7 protein-coding genes and 1 pseudogene are annotated in these 21974 nt (G+C 56.7%); 1 reads left to right on the top strand and 7 read right to left on the bottom strand.

The window, feature by feature from the left end; translation table 11 throughout:
• Positions 1-8 precede the first annotated feature (8 nt).
• The 7 genes and pseudogenes from GS_RS15190 to GS_RS15160 all read right to left on the bottom strand — a co-directional run.
• Positions 9-7199: a glycosyltransferase gene (locus tag GS_RS15190; RefSeq protein WP_164930460.1), complete on the bottom strand. Its 7191-nt coding sequence runs from the start codon at positions 7197-7199 to the stop codon at positions 9-11.
• An 11-nt stretch (positions 7200-7210) separates the two neighbouring features.
• The gene (locus GS_RS15185) at positions 7211-10585 is read right to left on the bottom strand and encodes a TDP-N-acetylfucosamine:lipid II N-acetylfucosaminyltransferase (protein ID WP_010943649.1); all 3375 of its coding nucleotides are present in this window, start codon (positions 10583-10585) and stop codon (positions 7211-7213) included.
• Positions 10586-10609: 24 nt separating this feature from the next.
• Positions 10610-11767, bottom strand: a complete 1158-nt coding sequence (locus GS_RS15180) for an aminotransferase class I/II-fold pyridoxal phosphate-dependent enzyme (RefSeq protein WP_235044915.1) — start codon at positions 11765-11767, stop codon at positions 10610-10612.
• 48 nt (positions 11768-11815) lie between these two features.
• Complete coding sequence (locus GS_RS15175) at positions 11816-12931, bottom strand: NeuD/PglB/VioB family sugar acetyltransferase (protein WP_010943647.1); 1116 nt, start codon at positions 12929-12931, stop codon at positions 11816-11818.
• Complete coding sequence (locus GS_RS15170; protein WP_010943646.1) at positions 12928-14886, bottom strand: dehydrogenase E1 component subunit alpha/beta; 1959 nt, start codon at positions 14884-14886, stop codon at positions 12928-12930. The genes GS_RS15175 and GS_RS15170 overlap by 4 nt, the downstream gene beginning before the upstream one ends.
• Before the next feature lie 40 nt (positions 14887-14926).
• Positions 14927-15700: a class I SAM-dependent methyltransferase gene (locus GS_RS15165; RefSeq protein ID WP_223106389.1), complete on the bottom strand. Its 774-nt coding sequence runs from the start codon at positions 15698-15700 to the stop codon at positions 14927-14929.
• 49 nt (positions 15701-15749) lie between these two features.
• Positions 15750-15932 (bottom strand): annotated as a pseudogene (locus tag GS_RS15160) (oxidoreductase); the annotation flags it as partial.
• 566 nt (positions 15933-16498) lie between these two features.
• Here GS_RS15160 and GS_RS17655 point away from each other — a divergent pair.
• A complete protein-coding gene (locus GS_RS17655; protein WP_164930458.1) occupies positions 16499-21937 on the top strand; it encodes a chitobiase/beta-hexosaminidase C-terminal domain-containing protein in 5439 nt (1812 codons plus the stop codon).
• Positions 21938-21974 lie beyond the last annotated feature (37 nt).

The following is a 21974-nucleotide window of genomic DNA, read 5'->3' as shown; positions in this document are numbered from 1 at the left end:
CTGCCTTCCTACATGGCTTGGGTGATCGCTTCCCGCAATTCCAGCCCCCCTTCGTAGTCGGAGGCAAAGAGGAGCACCGTCTCGATGCTCGACAGGGCCTCGGCATAGCGGCCCGCCTTGAAGCGGATGCCTGCCTGGGCGAAGACCATGTCCAGGTCTGCGGGGTGGTGCATCAGGTACCGGTCGAGCCGTTCTCCCGCTTCATCGAACCGGCCGGTGGCATAGGAGAGCCGGATCAGTTCGTGAAGGGCCGTGAGGCCCTCGGGGTCCGCATCAACGGCCCGGGCAAGGAGGCTGAACGCCTCGTCATGCTTGTTTTGCATGTTCCGGACCATCCCGAGCCCGCAGAGAGCCTTTGCGTTGGCGGGGTCCGCCTTGAGGGCCCTGTTGAACCAAGTGACCGCCTTCACCTGTTTCCCCTGGACCAGCGATACCACTCCGAGCCCCACCAGGGCTTTGAGGTTTGCTCCGTCGGCATCCAGGGCTTCCAGGTAACGGGCGGCCGCCTCGTCGAGCCGTCCCAGCTGGGCAAGGCAGTCCCCCATGTCGGCCAGGGCCGATGAATCGCCGGCCTCTGCGACCCGGGAGAAGGCCGTCAGGGCCTCCTCGTACTTCCCGTCTTCCTTGAGCCTGCGGGCTTCAGCTTCCGTGGCTCTTTCACCCGGCTCTTGGTCCTGCTCCTCCAGCTTCGCCAGCAACTCCATGGCCCCGCTGTAATCGGGGGAGAACACCAGCAGCCGCTCCAGGGCGTCACGGGCCTCGGCGTTCCTGCCGGCCATGTGAAGGAGTCCGGCACTGGCAAAGAGGATGTCGATGTCGCCCGGATGATGGCGCAGGTATGACTCAAGTCGCTTGGCCGCCTCGCTGAAGCGTCCCAGCTCATAGGCAAGCCTCACCGATTCGTGCACTGCGGTCAGGTTCTCCGGCTCGGCCTCAAGCGCCCGGCCGTAGAGCTCGAACCCTTCCGCGTTCCGTCCCTGGGCGCAGCGGGCCATGCCCAGGCCGCAAAGGGCCTTCGGGTCGGCAGGGTCGGTTTCCAGTGCCCGGCTGAAGGCGTCGGCCGCCTCGGCGATCCGTCGTGTCATATATCTGACAACACCGACCCCCACCAGCGCCCGCCCGTTGGTGGGGCACAGGGCAAGGCTTTCCTCGTAAAGGGCCAGGGCGTCGTCGTATTTCTCCAGGCTCGCCAGGCAGTCGCCGAGATCGACGAGCACGGAGTTGTCACCCGCTGTCACAATTTTGACCAGATGCTCGATGGCCTCCACGTACCGTCCTTCCGCCTTCAGGGCAAGGGCCTTTTCCCGCCCCGAAACGGACGGCGTTGCCGCCGCAGCCCCGGTGCCCGGTGTCGGCGTGACCTGCTGCGGAGCCGTCGGAGCTGACGACACGGGCGCCACGTCTGCCTGGTAGATGCGCAGCCTGCCGTCGGCCTGCCGTTCGGCCCGGTACCCCTCGGAACGGTAGATATCCTGATGATCGCAGCGGACCTTCCCTTCCCAGCGGGCCAGGAAGCGGCGGATGTTGGGGGTGTCGTGGTCCTTGCGACCCTCGCTGGTCTCCTCGAAGTGGATCAAAACGCTTTCGGGGGTGTAGAGGATGCGGCGGCCCCGCTCCCCGGCCCGGAGGCAGAAATCCACATCCTCGAAGCCGTTCACGTACCCCTCGTCAAAGCCGCCGAGCTCCGCGAAGAGCTCCTGTTTCACCAGCATGCAGGCGGCGGTCACGCACTGCATGAACCGCTTGCGGTTGACGGCCGGCGAGTCTGCCGGGAAGCCGTTGAAGATGTGGTAGCCGATGGACTGCTCGTTGAAGGCCACCCCGGCGTGCTGGACCCGGCCGTTGGGGTAGAGGAGCCTGGCCCCCACGATGTCGGCGCCGTCCTGCTCCGCGCCCTTGATGAGCCCGTCGAGCCACCCCGGATGGGGGATGGTGTCGTTGTTCAGGAAAACCAGGTACCGCCCCCGGGCGATCCGCCCCCCTTGGTTGCACGCCTTGGCAAAGCCCAGGTTCTTCAGGTTGGTCACGATGGTCACGTCCCCCGAAAGGGTGCGCAGGTACTCGGCGGTGCCGTCGCTCGAAGCGTTGTCCACGAGGATGACCTCGTAGTTCAGGGCCTGCTCCGTATTGAGGGCCAGGGCCTCCAGGCACTGCTTGGTGTACTCCGCCTTGTTGTAGAGGGGGACGATGATGGATACCTTCGGGGCGTCTGAGCCAGTGGCTGCGGCGACCGGCGCGAACGGTTGCGGTGAGATGGGCATCTGCTGCTCCTTGGCTGTGGTATCGGCACGGCCGGCGATCCGGCGCCAAGTGTCGAGGAAAAGGTGGCCGCGGCTCTTGAGGGTGTAGTTGGCGAGGACCTCGGTGCGGGCCGCCAGGGCCATGGCATGGCGGCGGGCCGGGTTGTCGATGAGGCTTTCGATGGCCGCCACCCAGGCGTCCACGTCGTAGCCAGCTATCAGGAGCCCCGTTTCCCCTTCCTTCACGCACGAGCGGTAGGGGGGGAGGTCGGCGTAGATGCCGGCTATGCCGCAGGCCGAGTATTCGAGCCACTTGATGTTGCTCTTGCAGCGGTTGAAGCGGTTGTCCTCCAGGGGGACGAGGCCGATGTCGATGCCGGAATTTTGCAAGGTGGCTGCGTATTCAGAGTAATTGCCTGTGAAGGGTATGAAGGTATAGCCAGGAAGTTTCCTGATACGCTCGGTGGCGCAGCCGAAAAAGCGGAACGCTACCCGGTGTCCGTACATTCGGGCGATGCGCTCCAGCGCCTCCTCGATCGGCGCCAGGTCCGCCTCATGCCCTGGTGTACCGGCATAGCCAATAATTACCGGAGCGCCGGTCGGGCGTGACGCCGGCGGAGCGGCCCAGAGCTTCTCGTCAAGGAGGTTCGGCAGAACATGGACTGTTCCCTTTCTTGGGAGAAGAGCACTGGCGAGAAGGTCGGTGGATACCGTTACCCCGTCTGCCTTGGCAAGAAGTGCGGAAACGAAAGGAGCACAGAGGGTGCTCAATTCCCGGTGCGGATTGTCCGGAGAATGGTCGGTCAGGAGGTCGTCAAACTCGTAGATGATCGGTTTGCCCGACGCCAGGGCCTTCTGCAGATGACGCTCTGTTTCTGGCCGAGGGAAGAACCGCTGGACGATGATCAGGTCGGCCCGGTCTATGGAGTCGGAGTTGATGAGATACTTTGTCCCGTCATTGGTAACGGCTTGAAGCAGCTCCACCTCATCAGAGAAGGCGCTTGCGGGGCCGGTGATCCTGAGCTGCATGCAGGCATGGGAGGGAAGGTCGAGGGAAAGCAGGGTGATGGTGAGCTTGCCCCCCGTTGTTTTCAGTGGCGAAACGTCAATGTCCGGTCGGTGAGTCCGCAACCACTCTGTGGCAAAGCGCGATTGCTGGAAGAGTGAAGTCGGGTCGTGAGCATAACGCTCCAAGTTTCGCTTGAAAGGACCGTGTACGTTTTTGCGACGCAGTTCGTCCTTCCACTTGCGGTAGTCTGCGTGGAGGTCCTCCTCCTGCCCGTCAAGGGCCACCAGGGTTGCACTGTCGATGGTCGCCGCTTTGCCCGCAGGAAGGTGGAAGCCAATCTCCTCGTCCTCCATGTAGGCGTTGAGAAGACCGGCGCAGCGGATCCGGAAGCCATAATCGGCGTCCTCCTCACCGTAAAGGCCATAATCCTCGCACCAGTTGCCGAGGAGCCGTTCGGTCCGCTTCGGGATCAGGATGCATGCCCCCCCCAGATTCCCCGGTTCCTTGATCCTGACCTGGCAGCCGTTCAGCTCGTAGAGGGGATAGCTGACGGGCTCGAAGTTGTAACCCGCCGCCCCGATCTGCGGCACCCTTTCAATCACCTCCACCAGTCGGGAGAGCCACCCCATTTTCTGGAAGACGATGTCATTGTCGAGCTTCATGTAGTACGGGGCATCGGGCTCCATTGCCCAGGCGAGGTTCGACGCCTTGGCCACCCCAACGTTTTCGTTCAAGAGGATCAGGTTGTGGATGACGCCCTGGGCTTGCAGCTTCCGCAGGAACTCCACGGTCCCGTCCTGGCTGTTGTTGTCGATGACGGTAAGCCGGTGAGGATAGTCGACGGTCCGCTCGAACGCCTCCAGGCAGAGTTTCGTGAAATCAAGGCGGTTGTAGGTGATCATGCCGATGTTGACGAAGCCCTGAGAGGAGTTCACCGGCACGGGGGGGGGCGGTGAAAAATGCTTCGCCACCAGTTCGGCGGTCTTCGCTGGGGTGAGCTGTGCCTTGGTCAGGGCAAGCACCTCCTTAATGAACGCCTCGTATCGGTCGCTGTAAGGTTTGTCGATGCCGGTATAGAGCCCCATGTTGTAGTCGGAGTATGGGCCGGAGATCCAGCTGGTCGGGTGCTTGAAGTGGAAGCAGAGGCCGTCCTGGTAGAGCATGGCGAAGCGAGAGTGGCATGCCATGATGGCCGCGTAGGCGTCGTCCCAGGCCCGTTCGCCGTAGATATATGGCTGGAAGCGGTGACGGTTCGACTGCCACCAGGAGCTCCTGCAGAGGAAGATATCGTAGCCGTTCACCTCCAGGTAGCCAGGGACGAGCCTGCCGTCCCCCTCCACCCGTTCCACCTCGTTGCGTGAGATGGCAACCGTTTCGATGCCGTCGGCTTGAAGGCGCCGCAACTCGGCGATGAGCGCGTCTGTCAGGACGATATCGCTGTTGGTGATGGCGAACCACGTAATTCCGTGGGCTGTTGCCCACTGGGCGGCGATATCGAAGAGGTCGATGACGAACGGCTTGCGCTTGCCGTCGATCTTCAGTTCTACGTTCGCGCTGCGCTCGAGCATTGTTGCTGTCTGCCAGTCGGCCGGCTCTAGGAGTTCGTCCGGGTAGCAGATGTTGAGGGGAATGATGCCCTTCGCTACAAGGGCGGTGATGCTAGCTATGCCGGTATCCTGCCGTTGCCGCTGCCCCGCGTCCCGGAAGGGGACCAGGTTGGCGGCGATGAGGATCGAGTCCGCCGAACAGGCAGGTGCTGCCAAAGATTTGACGGCACTTTTCCCTAGGAGTATGTTCTCATAGAGGTTGGTATAGCTCTCAGCCTGAACCCGCTGGGAATACTCCAGCTCAACCTTCTCCCTGCACCGTTCGCCAAGTTTGAGTGCTGATGCATTTGCGAGGCACCAACGGATTCCCTCAGTGAGCCCTGTGACATCCCCTGGTTGAGCCAGGTAGCCGTTCACCTTGTGTTCGATCATGTCGGGCATGCCCCCGATCTTGAAGCCGACCACCGGTATTCCGCAGGCCATCGACTCAATGACTGTGTTCGGGAGGTTGTCCTCCATTGACGGTAGGACAAAGAGATCGGCAAGGCTGTAGATTTGGGCTAGGCGAGTCTCATTGGAGATCGAACCGAAGTTCATCGTGAGGAATTCGCTGCTGAACTTGGTCTCCGGGAGAGGCCCGAATGACGCGAGCACCAGGTTGCGCTTGTCGGGAAGAGCTCTCAGGGCATCTACAAGATAGTGGAAACCTTTGCGACGGGTATCATAATCGGCACCGAACAATATCACCCGGGCGTGTTCGGGGATGTTGAACGACCGGCGGAGCTCGTCCTTCGGATGTGGGCGGAAAATGTCCGTGGGGAGTCCGTTGGGTATGACGTGGACCGGGAAGCGGGAAAGGAGCGAGCTGTTGCGGGCGCATTCAGCCAGCCAGCGACTCGGGGTTACGATAGTCAGGTCCAGGTCGGCGTACGCGGCCCGTTTGTCTTCCCAAATTTTTCGTGAAAGATCTTCTTTGTCACTGGAACCGAGTTGGGGACACGTACCGCATGAGCGGAGATATCCGGTGCACTCGCCGGCATAGTGGCAGCCGCCGGTGAAGGGATTCATGTCGTGGAGGGTCCAGACGATTTTTTTTCCCTTCAGGGCCGAGGAAGACGTCGGATAGTTGAGCAGTCCGGCCATCCAGTGAAAGTTGAGTATGTCGGCTCTCTGGAGTTCGGGGATATCCTCCAGGGAGAACCGGGAACGGGAGTCGGTAAAAATTTCAAGTCCTTCCGGCCGGTTTGTATAGCCTGCCAACTGTCCGCGCCACTTCCGGAAGAGTTCTTCCCATCGTCCTGCACCTTCGGCTGAGACAGTCGTCAAACCTCCGGCAGAATTGCTCAACAGCTTTATGGATGGATCTTCTGTGCTTTTACATAGCACAGCCATCAGTGCGTCGCTGCCGTACGCCTGAAGACCCCTGAGGAGACGATGGGTTGCTTTGCCGGCACCACCGAAGTCCATGGTGGAAAGGAGAGCAACGTTCAGCGGAGCCTTTCTGGATGCAGCCTCGGGAACGGCGTTCAAGCCGGCAGGTTCCCTTGGGGGCGGAGTTACAACAGGACCTCCGAAATACATATTGTAATGACTGATAAGGTCATAGTTCAGGACCACATCCGACGGGAACCGAATTGCGGGTGAATCGGCAAGAATGGTTTGGAAAAGGTCGGATTTTCCGCAGTGGACACCGGTGCCATCGAATCCTATGTTGTTGATGTGGGACTTGGTGGGGTAGATGTAATAGCCCTTGTTGAGATATACGGTGAGAACCCAGTTCAGGGTCCACACATCCTTCAATGTCCCGCGAAGAAGTCCCTCAATGTTGACCGGGATATCAACACCTCCTTGCGTTAAGTCGATGTTTGATTCCAGAGCTTTCCGGCAAAGCTTTACGAGATCGGTGTCGTAATGTTGCCATGCCCGTTTCCACGTTCCCCATCCCCAACTGCCAATGCGAGGATAGAAATAGAGGTCATAGGGGTGTTGCTCCTGCAGTCTGGACGGGATCGGAACCGTGTATCCGCTGATGCCGAAAATCTTCTCATTTTCTTCGTACCTGTCCAGGCAGTTTGACATGAAGTCGAAGAAGTGGCGTTGGGGTACGCAATCATCTTCAAGCAGGACCAGCCGGTCATGTAGTGAAAAAGCATAATTCGCAGACGAAACGATTGATTTTGCGAGCCCTTGGTTTTCTGTCTGGAATACGATTTCGGGGTGGGTCCACCGGATGCCTTCGAGCAGTTTCCTTGTTGCGCGAACTCCCTCCACGTCCTTGTCCGATTTGGGTGCATCGGCGAAAATGATCAGGTTCTGGATATTGTGGACCTCAAGGGCCTTGAGCATCTCCGCCGTGTGGTGCGGCCTATTGTAGCAAACAAGAATGACGGGCGTGGTATTCATTGGCGTTATGCTCACTTTCTGCGGGCAACTATCCGAATCTGGTAATTATTGTTCTGAATAGCCGTTTGCCGGCATATCCGGTGAAATTCCGCTTCGCCGACCTGGGCATAGACCTCTGCGAAATTGGGCGGCCATTGGTGCTGGATCGCCTCGACGCGTTCAACAGAGAATCCTGCCTGCCGGAACAGATTGCCCAGCGTCAACTGGTTCCAGGTGTAGAGGTGCATGTTGATGTCGTCGGGATTGTATTCTTCCCGTGTATCCTGGTGGGGGACGACAAAAACGGTCATCCCCCCCGGCTTGAGCGTCTTGATCAGGGCTTGGAGCGTTTCGAGCGGTGACAGCACATGTTCCAGCGCGTGGTTGGAGATCACCAGGTCTGCAGTTCCAAAGGGGATCTCCTCCGGAGACGCGAATGCTTCTACCCCCTGTGCCCATGCGGTTCTTCGGGCTGCTTCGTTCAGTTCTACTCCGATCTTCCTTGCACAGGTGATGTTTGAGAGGAGATATCCTTCTCCGCAGCCGAAGTCGAGTATAGTGTCGGAAGGTGTTATGAATTCGCTGAACTTAAAGAGGTTGGCTCTTCCGCCGAACGCACCGATGTTCTTTTGCCAATTGAAGTAGTCTTCATTGTAATGATTGGATCTGGACCGATTCCCCTCATAGGGATAGATGCTTTCAGATGAAAGGGTGGCTTTGATGTTTTCACGTGCCTCCCGATGTGACGGCATGAGGGCCAGTGCTGATCTGAAGTGTTCAAGAGCGTTATCGAGTTCATGGCGGCCCTGGTGGATTACGCCAAGATTGTTGTGGGCGGTGGCAAGCGGCTCTTGCATGACGAGGAGAGCGTTGAAGCATCCCTCTGCATCTGCGGTGTATCCTTCAGAATAGAGCTTTTCACCCGCCTGCAATATTCGGCTTGCGGTTTCGGCGATGGAGTGAGCATCGGTGCCGCCAACATTCGTATTCGCGTGAGATGCGGAGTTGTTGAATGAAGAAAATATTCTTACGTCTCTTTTTGTCAGGTCTACGACTAGAGACATCGGACGGTAGGGTGTTTGCACCCGCGGGTCGTGGTCCGGGGGCCTCTGAATAAATCCCTTCGCATAGTCGATCTCCCGCATCGCCGGAAGGTTATGCTCGTCGTAGTAGTGAAGGAATGAAATTTCTCCCGCTGTTCCAAAATTAGATTTTTCGACCAGGGTCTTAACCGTCTCGTAGCGGGGGAACCAGGCGTGCCCCGGATTTTCTCTGGTACCTCCTCCGCCGGGATCGAAGACGGGCGCTCCCGTTGCGTCCTTTTCCGTTCTGGCGTCAAGGATATCGCAACGATAGTCGGGGACGGAGAGCCGGAACACTGCGCCCGGTTTGAGTACACGATGGATTTCGTTAAGAACGGGGACGATCCGGTCATAGGCGATATGCTCCAGCACATCTTCAGCCTGGAAAGCGTCCACCGAGTTGTCGGCGAAGGGAAGGGGTCGGGTGATGTCGTGCCGGATATGGCGGTCGTTTTCCTGGGTTAGCGAGAGGCCGAGCCAGCCTTCGTACTCGGGGCGGTTGGGGATGTCGCCGGCGTAAAGGCGGAGGGGTGAGTTCCCCGCGCTCGTCGAGATCCCATGTGTAGGCTTGGGGAGGGTCCTGGTATCCTGCGGTTTTTTGCAGATAATCCAGTTGGCGCAGGGCACACCACGATGACCGTTCCGTGCTGATGCATCAAATCCAAATTCTTGGAGGAAATATTTTCCGAGGTCCCCGAAGTTTCCTTCTTCCATGATTTCAAACCCAGCCTGTTTGACCAGAAGACGGAAGCCGTCACGCCCGAAACGCCAATAGTCAGGCTCAAGGTGCCCATCGATGTAGGCGAAGGGTGCCCAGAAGAAAACGGTGCCTCCGGGGCGGAGTAACTTGTAAAGATTATTTACCATGGACAAGGGATTGGTGCAGTGTTCCAGGATGCTCAGGCAGAGGATGGTGTCGAACGTTTCCGGAGCCACTGGCAGATTCGGATCGCAGAAATCGGCTACTATGTCTACCGATGAGCTCTTGCCGTATTTGGTTACGGTGTCGCATCCCATCTCGCTGATGACGACACGAGAAACCGATTCCATGGTATGAATGAATTCGTGCCAATAACGGGGTGTGGACATGTCAAGGACGGTTCCTTTGATCAGATGGCGATGTGCCCACAGCCACTGCTCTTCATAGATGGATGGGGCGTGGCCGTTTTGCTCGTAAGGGCCTACGAAGTTGGAGCCGGGGAAATATTGGTGCTTGAGTTTTTGAATTAGTGAACCCTTCTCATTCGGTACCGTCATCTTAGATTGTCTTCCCTTTGAGCTGAAAATTGACTTCCATAGCTTTACGCATGCATCGTCCGAGAATTCCCTGCCGATGATCTCTGTGTTTCGCGCCGCCACATCCTCTTCAATATGCGAAAACTCGGCAAATGAAGCATGCCCCAAATTCCGCATATCGTAGACGGTGATTCCGTGTTTCATCAGCCAACTGTAGGACGTCGTGTCATGCCGCATATATACTTTCCTGCCGAGATACAACAACGCTACTGTGTTGCCGAGCCCTTGCTGACGGTTGTGGTTCATAACGGCGACATCAACTGAGCTGAGGTGGTCGGAATACTCCTTGAATGGGAGAACATCGGTCAGGGGGCAGAACCGACTTCCGAACAGTTTCATCCCCAACCGAATAATCTCGTTGCCATAGGATTTGTCACCGTAGGAGAGGGGACAGCAGACTCTCATGTTGTCGTTGTCGAGATGGATGAGGTGTTCGAATGCTTCTTCGTGGCAGTTTTCGCGTGTTGCAGAGTTGCCGACTTGAACGGTGATTATCTCCGACGGAGCGCGAGGTTTTCGTAGCGAATCAAGGTAGTCGTAATTGAGCAGCAACGGGTAGAACCCATGTGCACGGGTGGCCTTGGTGTCGTATACCTGTCGGGCGAGTTGATAATCCTCCTCTAAGACACAGATTATCCGACCGAAGTTCCGGATGACCTGTCTCCTTTTCTCCTCATATTCAGCAGGAAAGTCTGTCGTTCCTGCATTCCTGTAACAGTAAAGGTCGCCGCCCCAGAGCTTCCAACTGGTCTTGGGCAGAAGATCCTGGTTGCGGTGAAAGTAGTCGACCACTTCCCCGAAAAATAAGCCATGAATAATAATCTGTTCCGACTCGCAGAGGAGTCGCCGGACTTCCTGAGAGTTCAGGTCTGCGACCTTAACGCTGTTTCTGTATTGAAATTGTTTCGTCGAATCCCATGAGGCTCTGCCGCATATCAGAAAAATATGCTCGTTGATATCGAAGTGTTTCAAGAGCAGGTTGTGTAGCGCGAAAGAGTAGTCGCTTTCGAAAGCAATGTGACAGATCATAACGTGGCTATTCCTGTTTCATGTCTAGGAGAGTATGGAGCCGTTGATGATTCGTTTTATGAGAACGCAGATTGCATCAATATGCTCCAGTTCGACTGCCGTGCCCGTCGGCAGCAGCATGACCCGTCTCGCCAATCTTTCTGTCTTCGGCAGGAGCAGCCGTGAGTGTGGAAAGTACGAGCGATACGGTTCCATCCGGTGGCAGCCTGGGTAGAAATACCTCCGGGCGATGACGTTTTTCGCATGGAGTGCCTCTACCAAACGATCTCTGGATACTCCCGCCATCTTCTCGTCGATCTCCAGTACCACGTATTGATAATTGTTCCGTTCGGCCTCGTTGTACTCAATCACCGACACGCCCGGCAGCCCGGAGAGCCCCTGACGATAACGGTAATAGTTGGTGTGGTTGGTCTGGATGAACTCGTCGAGGCTTTCAAGGTTCGTGAGCCCCATGGCCGCGCAGATCTCCGTCATTTTGCCGTTGGTGCCAATATAGATGACGTTGTCGTAACCCTCGAAGCCGAAGTTCTTCATGAGCCTGATCTTCTGGGCCAACTCGTCATTGTCGGTTGCGACGAGTCCCCCCTCGAAGGTATTGAAGAACTTGGTGGCATGGAAGCTGAACACCTCTGCGTCGCCGAAGCCGCCTATCATTCGGCCGCCGTGCGAGCAGCCGAAAGCGTGAGCCGCGTCGAAGATAAGTTTTAACTTATGTTTTGCTGCTATCTCCGTAAGGGTGTTGACTGCACAAGGGCGTCCCCAGAGATGAACTCCGACGATGCCGGTTGTGCGGGGCGTGATCATTGATTCGATCTTCTTGGGATCGATATGGTGGGTCGTCGGGTCGATGTCGCAGAATACGGGGGTTATCTCCTGCCATTGCAAAGCGTGAGCGGTCGCCACGAAAGTGAACGGAGGCACTATCACCTCGCCGCTCATGCCGAGTGCCCGGGTGGTGATCTCGAGGGCGATGGTTGCATTGCACATGGCGATGCAGTTTCGAACGCCGAGAAACTCACTCATTTTTTGCTCGAGCTCTTGGACAAAAGGACCGTTATTGGTGAGCCAACGGCGGTCGAGCATGTCGTTGATGCGGGCAAGAAGTGCTTCCCGATTGCCGACATTGGGGCGCCCAACGTGGAGTTTTTCCTTGAATGAAGGGGGGGCGCTGGATTCAGTCATATTGTCGAAACTTGCATTAGGGTTCATATTCATTTGGCAACCATTACGTCAAATCTTGACGACGGTGTTGTCCGGCACATCGTGAAACACGTTGGCGCCGTTGGCTATAACTACGTTGCTTCCTATTGTTACTTTTGCGTAGATTGTAACGCCCATGCCGATCAAAGAGTTTCTTCCAACTCTGACTGCTCCTGCAAGCAGCGCACCGGGGGCCAGGTGGACGTGGTCGTCGATGATACAGTCGTGCGAGACGACGACTCCCGAGTTTATGAGACAGTAGTTTCCTACTGTGACATCGCTCCCGATAATGGCTCCTGCCATGATCTGGTTCCCTTCGCCGAGTTTTGCCGAAGGTTCGATTGATGCCTTGGGGTGTATGAGGTTAGGGAGATGAAAGCCGGCCTCCAATAGCCTCTCAAAAAGCTTGCATCTGTTCCGGTGATCCGGAATGAGTCCAATCCCGTTAACCGCAAGGGAGATGCCACTCTCTCTGGTCTTGAGTAGTTCCGGCATTGTGTCTCTTCCAATGACCGGGATTCCCAGCACTTCTGCGCCAATGTCCTGGATAGAGTCGAGAATTCCTGCGATTGTGAAAGATTGTGCCTGGCGCAGTATGTCTATGCATACTTTTGAATGTCCTCCGCCACCAAGGATGATGATTTTCTGCCTATTTACGGAAGATGGAGCTACTGTCGCTTTAACGGCTTTTTCCCTGCTGGAGAGATAGTGCTCTACGTCCTGCGCCGTAACCATCCCGAGACCATCAAATGCTCCTACATCGATATTGTGCTGTTTCATCAGAAGCAATGCCTTCTTGGAGCACCTCACGCCAGACAATGAAACGTCCTCGCTCTTTGTCTCACTCTCCTTGCGACGCTGAGAGTTCTTGTTGGAATTCTCTATTTCAACCTGTAATGCCTCCTTGGTTGATGCGAGCAAGGCCAACCTCTCGCCGACACTCACAATGTCTCCTTCGTCAGAGAAAAAATAGACATAGCCATCAGCCGGACTCGTAACGTCAATGACAGATTTTGATGATTCGATCAGGGCAAGTATCTCTCCTTCTTTTACAAAGTCATTGTTCACGACACAGAGTTTCTGGAGCAGGTACTGGTCGTCGCTGACAAATTCTCTGGGAATGATTATGTCCATTGTTTTCATCATTTGAAAATCTCCACAATACGTTCAAAGATTGATTCGGCATTTGTTATCAATCTGGATTCACGGCTGGCTGATGATGGAATGGTAGAGTCGTAACCGATACGACTGTAATGGGCAATGGGAAGCGAATGTTCAAGTATTCGGGCGGCTACCTCGCTGCCCAGGGCGGCTATGCTCGGTCCTTCTTCTACGGTTATCAGCCTCCTGGTTTTCCGTGCCGACTCAAGAATGGGGTATGCATTGAGAGGATTGATAATGCTCGGACATATGATCTCGCAGAGTATTTCGTTTTCGTCGAAAGCCGCGGCTGCGGCTATCTCAACCTCCGCAAGCATTCCCCCGTAACAGACAAGCGTCACTTGCGGATCTCCGGTACTTGGCGATATTCTGACGGTTGGGAATAGTTCGTCGGAAATATTGATGCGGAATCCAGGCATGGGAGTACTGTCTACGTGCTGAGTATAGAGGACCTTGTTTTCGATGATGAGAGTTGGCCTGCGGATCGTCTTGCACAGATTTCCAAAGATCAGGGCGGGAGAAACTCTATGGTTGTACGCAATGACCTCCAGATTCGGTATGCCGAGAAAAAATTTCTCCAAAGATTGGCTGTGTGTTGGGCCATAACCCCGACGTCCGCCCATGGGAGTGCGAATGATCAAGGGTACGTCGAGATCCTTGCCATACATCTCACAGAATTTACCGGCGTGTTGAAGCAGTTGGTCAAAGGTTAGAGTCATGAAGTCGCCGAACATTATCTCCACAACGGGAAGAAATCCGCTCAGTGCCAGACCGATGCCTACGCCTGTAATCGCTCCCTCGCTGATGGGGGTGTTCTTGACTCTTCCCGGGAACAACGTACTCAGATCCTTTGTGGCTTTGAAAGCTCCTCCGTAGGGGGCTTCAATGTCCTCCCCGATAATTACTGCCTTAGAGTTGTTTTCCAGAAGCGATTGCAATGATAAATTGATTGAGGTGATTATTCTTTGTCTGGCAAAGGATTCAGTTCTCCACGTAACTGATTGATACTGTCGAACACTGTTCGATGCCGGAGCGAAAGAACATAATGTCGCTTCCCTGGCTTTGGTGATTGCCTGTTGGATATTGCTGTCGATTTGATTGACGGTTTCAGCGACTCTTGGAACGTCAGATTCCAGTAGAGCATTTATGCTGTCCTGCCCAGCGTAGCGGCTGATCTCTACAGGGTCTCTAAGATCATCTCCCTTCGAGTGGGCTTTCAGCCGGTATGTATCAATTTCGAGCAATACAGGCTTTTGGTTCTTGCGTACGCAATCAACGGCCTCTTTTGCAGAGTCAAGCAGCCCGGCGATGTCCCATGTGTCACACTTGATATATTCTATGCCGAAGCCACGTACGCGGTCCCGTATATTGCCTGCCAATGTCAGGGATGTGGGTGTGGACTGAGCGTACTGATTGTTTTCCAGGACAACTAACAGTGGCAACTGCCATTTGGATGCGATGTTAAACGTTTCATAGATAACACCTTCTCCAAGAGTTCCATCTCCGATAAAAACCACTGAAATTGCATTGTTGCCTTGAAGCGCGTTTGCCAAGGCTCTTCCAGCCGCGACCGGCACCATTCCGCCTTGAATCCCGTTAGAGAAGAAGTTTTCTGTATGTAGATGCTGGCTACCTCCAACGCCTCCGCAGACACCGTCGTCTTTGCCCATGATTTCTGCGATAAGTCCATAAACATCACCAGTCAGGGCAATATAATGTCCATGACCGCGGTGATTGGAGAAAACTGTATCTCCCGCTTGCAGTGCGTTTGCAACCGCCACTCCGGTCCACTCCTGTCCGATACAGGTGTGGATTGTTCCGTTGAGTACTCCTTCAGAAAAGAGCTCCAATAGACGTTCTTCAACTTTTCTGATTGTGAGGGCAGTGACAGTCAGCTCATAGCAGTCTTTCATGAGCATATCGATCTTGCGCTTGTTCATTGAATCGCCATCCCTGAAAATACCAAGCTGTGTACAAATACTATTTTTTGCAAATGGCATATAAGGCACTGCAAAAATCAGGATATTCCATTCCCAGCCTGTAGAGTCCGTTGAGGTGTTCTGTCTGGAGGATTCCAGTATCAATGAGCTTGTCCATCTGAAAATCCGCAAGGGGTTTGAGCATTATACCGCCTTGAGCGATTATTGAAAGTCCGGCTCCTTCCAGATCGCGATTGAATGCTACCCGATCGTACACTCTCCTATGTCCATGGTTGATGTCGTTTTCGGTAAGGCCCTTAAGATCATCGATAAGGCCCATGTGGAGTGCAAGTTGACGTGAAAACGCTCGGGCATTGGGGACAACTGAAAAAATCAATCCGTCATCTTTAAGCATCTCTTTCAAAGACGACAGAACAATGGTAACGTTTTCAACGTGTTCGAGCACATAATTAGCACAAATGTAATCATACTTTTTGTTGTTCTCAGGTATAAAATCTTCAAATAAGGAATAGTGGAGTGTAACATTTGCGATGTTGTCTTCCAATCCTTGTTCATAGAATTGCTGAGATCCTTCTATGACATCAAGTTCTTTCACGCATTCGGAAAGTATCTTAGCCTCATACCCTTCAGCATATCCCAAAGACAGACATACAGATTTTGTATTGTTTGTCATGTAGGGCAAAAAAGTCCGCAATATAAGGTCCTTCATTGCCTGCTGCTGGTAAGAGCCAGCAGTTTTGTAGGTGCTGCATGCTTTATCCAGGAATTTCTTTTCGCATTGCATACCTGATGTACCCATGAACATATCCTCCATGCAAACTTAAGGAGTTTTCGTTTTCGCGCTAATGATGTCAGGCGACCGCGTGGAGATCGAACCGCTCGAACTCGACGAAAAACGAGACATTGTCGAAGTGTCGGTCGAGAATTCTCACAGATTCGCTCTTTTCGAGAGCCGCCACGAGCCGGTTGCCGGTGTCCCTGATTGCTTGGAGATGACGGGGTGCGATGTAGCCACCTGCGCCGATAAGGGCAAAATTATTGGTCATGGTCGGTTCTCCGGGGTTGTGGACTATTAGTCCAAGGATATATTGTCAGGAATAGTGACTGCAACCTACGTGCCGACGGCTTGGTGTGATGTAAGTTGCAAGAATTGCGTGTCAATTAGCGATTTTGCTTTTGTGGGTCAAAATGTTGAATGCTGTTGGGGCGAAATAATTGCGGCTCGCCGTTTTGTAGTTTGTTTTAGAGGGATTTCTCTAATTTTGATTCTGACTTGAACGCTTATACGTTCTGACCTCAGACAAAATGCATGCTTCGGTATTGAGGGAGAGAGTATTTCTCTTTGTCTAGCCTTGTGTCAATTTTGTGACATTGGTTAGTCAGTTCCTCCGCGTTCACCTAAATAGCTTGGAGTAGTTCCTCGATATCGATTTCGTTGAATCGAATAGATGTAAAGTTTTCTCCGTACCTGCCGATATATGTAAATAATGGGAAAACAACGATTCTCCCGCTGGAGTGTTTGTCAAGCATACTTCCCAGGGACGGGGCCATTCAGATGTATGGAGGTACTGTCATGGGAAGTTGGGGGAGAGGGATTTGGCGGCTGGCTGTAATGCGCGGTGGACTGGTGGTTGTGGTTTCTGCCCTGCTGCTCTTCGGGGGGGCGGCTGTGGCCATGCAACTCCCGGAGCCGGGCGAGATCGAGCGGCTCAAGGAGTCGGGCGAGTTCGAGAACCGGAAAAAGTTCGCCGAGGAGATCGGCAACCACAAGATTGATCCCGAGCTGGTGAAGAGGGCCGTCAACAAGGCTAAGAAGAAAGCCCTCCGCCAGCAGGGGTTCACGGCAAACGAGGCCGACCAGATGGCGGGAGCCTACGCACCGCCTCCCGCCTGGAGCGGCATGCCCACCACTGGCAGCGTGAAACTCTTTGCCCTCCTCATCGACTTCTCCGATTACCCTGCCGTAACGCCCCAGGCCACGGTCCATGACAAGCTCTTCGGCGCCGGTAACCCAGCCGAAGCCCCCTACGAGAGTCTCGCCGCATTCTACAGCCGCTCATCCTACGGCCTTCTCGATTTTTCCGGCGGGACGACGCTGGGGTGGTACCGGCCCGGCTACAGCCGGAGTGCAGTAACCCAGACGCCCGCCGGCCGCGAGAACCTCATCAAGGAGGCCCTCAACTACTTTAATACCCAGGGCCACGACTTCTCCCAGTACGACAACAACAGCGACGGCAAGATCGACTACTTCCTCGTGATCTGGACCGGGCCGGCCGGCCCCTGGGCATCGTTCTGGTGGGGCTACGCCACCTCGTTTTCGGACTTCAACTATCTCCTCGACGGGAAGCGCCTCGGCAAGTACTCCTGGCAGTGGGAGGGGAGCCCCTACGGTCAGCAGTTCGGCCCCCTGGTCACGATTCACGAGACCGGCCATGCCCTGGGGCTTCCCGACTACTACGACTACAGTGCTACTGCAGGACCCAAGGGCGGGGTTGGCGGCCTCGACATGATGGACCACAACTGGGGGGACCACAGCGCCTTCAGCAAGTGGGTTCTGGACTGGATCGACCCGGTGGTGGTGGCCGGCGGCTCCCAGACCATTACCCTCAACCCCTCCGCCACCTCCACCGACGCGGTCCTCATCATGCCGGGGATCACCTCCAGCGACCTCTTCGACGAGTATTTCCTGGTCCAGAACCGGCACCGCGCCGGCAACGACGTCCACTACCCCAACGACGGGCTCCTCATCTGGCATGTGGATGCGACACTCAACTCCTCCGGGACCAACTACCTCTATAACAATTCGGACACCGCCCGCAAACTGCTGCGGCTCATGGAGGCCGACGGCCTGGAGGAGATAGAGAAGAACCTTTCCTACAACACTGCCGACGCGGGGGACTACTACGTTCCCGGTGCTTCCTTCGGTCCGGCCACGGTTCCGTCGAGCAGGAGCTACGGGGGGCTCAATACCGGTGTCACGGTCACCAATATCACCCGTTCCGGCAACCAGGTGACGGCAGCGTTCAGCATCGGCGCCGCTGCTCCCTCGGGGACCGTCAAGATCAACGGCGGCGCCGCGGCCACCAATTCTACGACCGTTACCCTGAACCTCACGGCGGGGGGCGGGGCCAACCCGGTCTCCCAGATGCGCTTCAGCAACGATGACGCCACCTGGAGCGCCTGGGAAGCGTACAAAACCACCAGGACCGGCTGGACCATCCCTGCCAGCGACGGCGAGAAGACGGTTTATGCCCAGTTCCGGGACAACCTCCAGATCGAGTCGTCCAGCTACTACGATACCATTGACCTCGACACGGTTGCGCCGGTGGCGGTGGTTGTGGCCAACAGCCCCCTGGCGGGTCCGACCAAGGCGACCACGTTCGGCTTTGGCGTGAACGGCGGCGACGTCGTTTCATACAAGTACAAGATCAATAGCGGTGCCTGGTCGGCCGAGATCCCGGTTAAGACCTCCATGAATATCGTGGGGTTGGTAAATGGTTCCTATACCCTTTCGGTTGTCGGCAAAGATGCCGCAGGAAACTGGCAGTCCACGGCTTCGCCTACCACTGTTTCCTGGGATGTTGACACCATCAAGCCGGTGACGACGGCCTCTCCGGCGGGTGGGACCTATGCCGCCGCCCAGACCGTGACCCTTTCCTCCAGTGAAACCGCCACCATTTACTACACCACCAATGGAACAACGCCGACGACCGCCTCGCCCCAGTACAGCGGGCCCATCACGGTGACTCCCACGTCCACACTCAAGTTTTTTGCCGTGGATCAGGCCGGCAATGCGGAAGCAGTGAAGAGCCTGGTTTACCAGCTTCCTCCCGTGGCAGCGCTGACAGGTGTGCCGGCCGCCAGGACCAAGGCAACGGTCGCAGCCATCACGGTGGGGGGGGCTACGGCCGTTGCATACAAATTCCGGCTCGACAATGGCACTTGGTCGGCTGAAACGCCAATTGCCACGAAGATCAGCCTATCCGCGCTGGCCGCCGGCTCCCACACGGTGGACGTGATTGCCAAAAACGCGCTTGGCGCCTGGCAGACGACGGCGACCACCGCCTCCTGGACGGTGGACCTTGCCGCTCCGGTTACAACCGCGTCACTCGCCGCAGGGATCTACAAGCCGGGCCAGACAGTGAGCCTCTCCGCCAGTGAAACCGCCACCGTCTATTACACGACGAACGGGACCACGCCGACCACCGCGTCGGCCAAGTACTCGGCTCCGCTGGCCATCAATACGTCCACGACCCTGAAATTCTTCGCCGTTGACCAAGCCGGGAATGCGGAGGCGATAAAAACAAACATCTATACCATCACCCTGGTCAGCGGGACTCCTCCGACCACGACGAAGCTTGCCACCGCGACCCTGACGGTGGCGGGCATCGGTGTCTCGGCCTACAAATACTCGCTTGACGGCGGAGCACTGTCGGCCGAAATACCGGTTGCCACCAAAATCAGCCTGACCGCCCTTGGGACCGGTTTGCACACGGTATCGGTAATCGGCAAAACCGCAGCAGGGGTATGGCAGGTAGCCCCGACCGCTGTCAGCTGGACGGTCGAGCAGACCGCGCCGACCACCACTGCCTCCCCTGCCGGCGGCACCTATGCCGCATCCCAGACCGTCACCCTGACGGCGGACGAGACCGCGACCATTTACTATACGATCACCGGCCTTGCACCCACGACCTCTTCGGCAAAGTATACAGGCCCGATCACGGTTGCTCCGACCAAGGTGCTCAAGTTCTTTGCCGTGGACCAGGCGGGCAACGCGGAAGCGGTGAAGACCGAGATTTACGCTTTGCCTGTCACGGCAATTATTGCCGGAACACCGGCAGCGAAGACCAAGTACACGACCGCTACCCTGACGGTGGGAGGGAGCGGAGTGGTAGCCTACAAACGGAGTGTGGACGGTGGTGCGTGGTCGGCGGAAACCCCGGTTGCGACCAAGATCGCACTGACCGGCCTTGCCGCCGGCGCCCACAGGGTGGATGTCATTGCCAAGAACGCCGCCGGCGGGTGGCAGGATGATCAGGCCCCGACCACGGTCCAGTGGACGGTTGATCTAACTCCTCCAGTTACCACCGCATCACCGGCGGGAGGGACCTATGCGACGCCCCAGACCGTAAACCTTTCGGCCGACGAGACGGCCACCATCTACTACACGACGAACGGGACGACTCCCACGACCGCGTCGGCCAAATATGTCGGGCCGATTCCGTTGCCGGCCACCGCCACCCTCAAGTACTTCGCCATTGACCCCGCAGGCAATGCCGAGGCGGTGAAGACCCAGAGCTACGCCCTTCCGCCGTTGGCCGTGATCAACGGCGTACCTGTTGCGAGCAAGGCTACGTCCGTCACGCTCACCATCGGTGGTGTTGGTGTGGTTGCCTATAAATACAAGCTCGACGGCGGCTCCTGGTCCGCCGAGATCCCGGTGGCGACAAAAACGGCCATAACCGGCCTTTCGGAAGGGGCGCATACCGTCTCGGTCATTGGGAAGAGCGTGGCGGGCACGTGGCAGGCTACGTCGGTTGCCTCCTCGAAGTCCTGGATCGTCGACCTCACTGCTCCCACGACGGCCGCCTCGCTTGCCGCCGGAGTCTACAAGGGGGGGCAGGCAGTCACGCTGTCGCCCGACGAGACGGCCACCGTCTACTACACGACCAACGGCACAACACCCACGACCGCGTCTGCCAAGTACACCGCGCCGCTGACCGTTAATGCTACGTCAACGCTGAAATTTTTCGCAATCGATACGGCGGGGAACGTCGAGGCGGTCAAGACCTTCTCTTACGTCATCGTAACCCTGGCCGGTGCACCGGGCGGCACAACCAAGCTCACGAGCGCCACTCTGACCGTGGGCGGCTCCGGTGTTGCCGCCTACAAGTTCAAGCTCGACAACGGGGCCTGGTCGGCCGAGACGCCGCTGGCGACCAAAATCTCCCTTGCCGGTCTTGCTGCCGGAACTCACACGGTTTCCGTGGTCGGCAGGAATGGTTCCGGCGTCTGGCAGGCCAATGCCGACGCGACCACAGCTTCCTGGACCGTCGAGGTGGCGCCGCCTGTAACCAGTGCCTCGCCGGCGGGGGGCACCTATGATGCGCCCCAGGTGGTAACTCTCTCGGCCAATGAGACGGCCACCATCTACTACACCCTCACCGGTGCCGCGCCGACCACCGCCTCGTCCAAATACGCGGCGCCTGTCTCCGTTGCCCCCGGCAAAACCCTGAAGTTCTTCGCCGTTGATCAGCACGGCAACGCCGAGGCGGTTAAAACCGAAATTTATGCTCCGTCTCCTCTCGCGGTACTTTCCGGGACGCCGGCGACTTTTTCCCGTGCCACCTCAGCGACGCTCACGGTCGGCGGCACCGGGGTGGTCGCCTACAGGTGGAAGCTCGATAGCGGCGCCTGGTCTTCGGAAACCCCGGTTGCCACGAAAATTGTTCTTTCCGGCCTCGCCTCCGGTTCCCATGCGGTTGCCGTCCTTGGCAAAAACCTGGTCGGAACCTGGCAGGATGTGCCCACTGCCGTCGCGTGGACGGTTGATATTTCCGCGCCGGTGACCACCGCCTCGGTGCCCGGCGGAACCTATGCGAGTGCCCAGAGCGTAGAGCTTTACTCCAGCGAGACGGCCACCATTTACTACACTGTCAACGGTGCGGCGCCGACCACGGCTTCGCCGAAATATACCGGCCCGATCGTCATCGGTACGACCCAGAGCCTCAAATACTTTGCTGTCGATCAGGCAGGCAACGTCGAGGGGGTCAAGGCACAATCCTTCACGATAAAGCCGGCAGCCGTCATCAATGGTATTCCGGCTGATCCTACCACTGCGACAACGGCGACCTTTACCGTCGGCGGACCATACGTGGTTTCCTACAAGTACAAGCTCGACAATGGCGTCTGGTCAGTCGAGATCCCCGTTACGCAGGCACGGAGTCTTGCGGGGCTTGCTGATGGAACGCATATGCTTTCGGTGCTGGGCAAAAATGCTGGGGGCACGTGGCAGACCGTAGAGACAACGGCTGTCTGGACGATCCAATAGGGTCGTTACCCGAAGGACGAAGCCTGTCAGAACGAAG

This window comes from Geobacter sulfurreducens PCA, from assembly GCF_000007985.2.
In the GTDB taxonomy this organism is placed as follows: Bacteria; Desulfobacterota; Desulfuromonadia; order Geobacterales; family Geobacteraceae; genus Geobacter; species Geobacter sulfurreducens.
Note: the sequence above shows the minus strand (reverse complement) of the source record. Positions and strands in the feature narration are given on the sequence as shown.

Bases quoted from the DNA above. Each gene is read 5' to 3' on its own strand.
- GS_RS17655 (WP_164930458.1), top strand. From the start codon at position 16,499: ATGCGCGGTGGACTGGTGGTTGTGGTTTCTGCCCTGCTGCTCTTCGGG.
- GS_RS15180 (WP_235044915.1), bottom strand. From the start codon at position 11,767: ATGACTGAATCCAGCGCCCCCCCTTCATTCAAGGAAAAACTCCACGTT.
- GS_RS15170 (WP_010943646.1), bottom strand. From the start codon at position 14,886: ATGAACAAGCGCAAGATCGATATGCTCATGAAAGACTGCTATGAGCTG.
- GS_RS15185 (WP_010943649.1), bottom strand. From the start codon at position 10,585: ATGATCTGTCACATTGCTTTCGAAAGCGACTACTCTTTCGCGCTACAC.
- GS_RS15165 (WP_223106389.1), bottom strand. From the start codon at position 15,700: ATGGAGGATATGTTCATGGGTACATCAGGTATGCAATGCGAAAAGAAA.
- GS_RS15190 (WP_164930460.1), bottom strand. From the start codon at position 7,199: ATGAATACCACGCCCGTCATTCTTGTTTGCTACAATAGGCCGCACCAC.
- GS_RS15175 (WP_010943647.1), bottom strand. From the start codon at position 12,931: ATGATGAAAACAATGGACATAATCATTCCCAGAGAATTTGTCAGCGAC.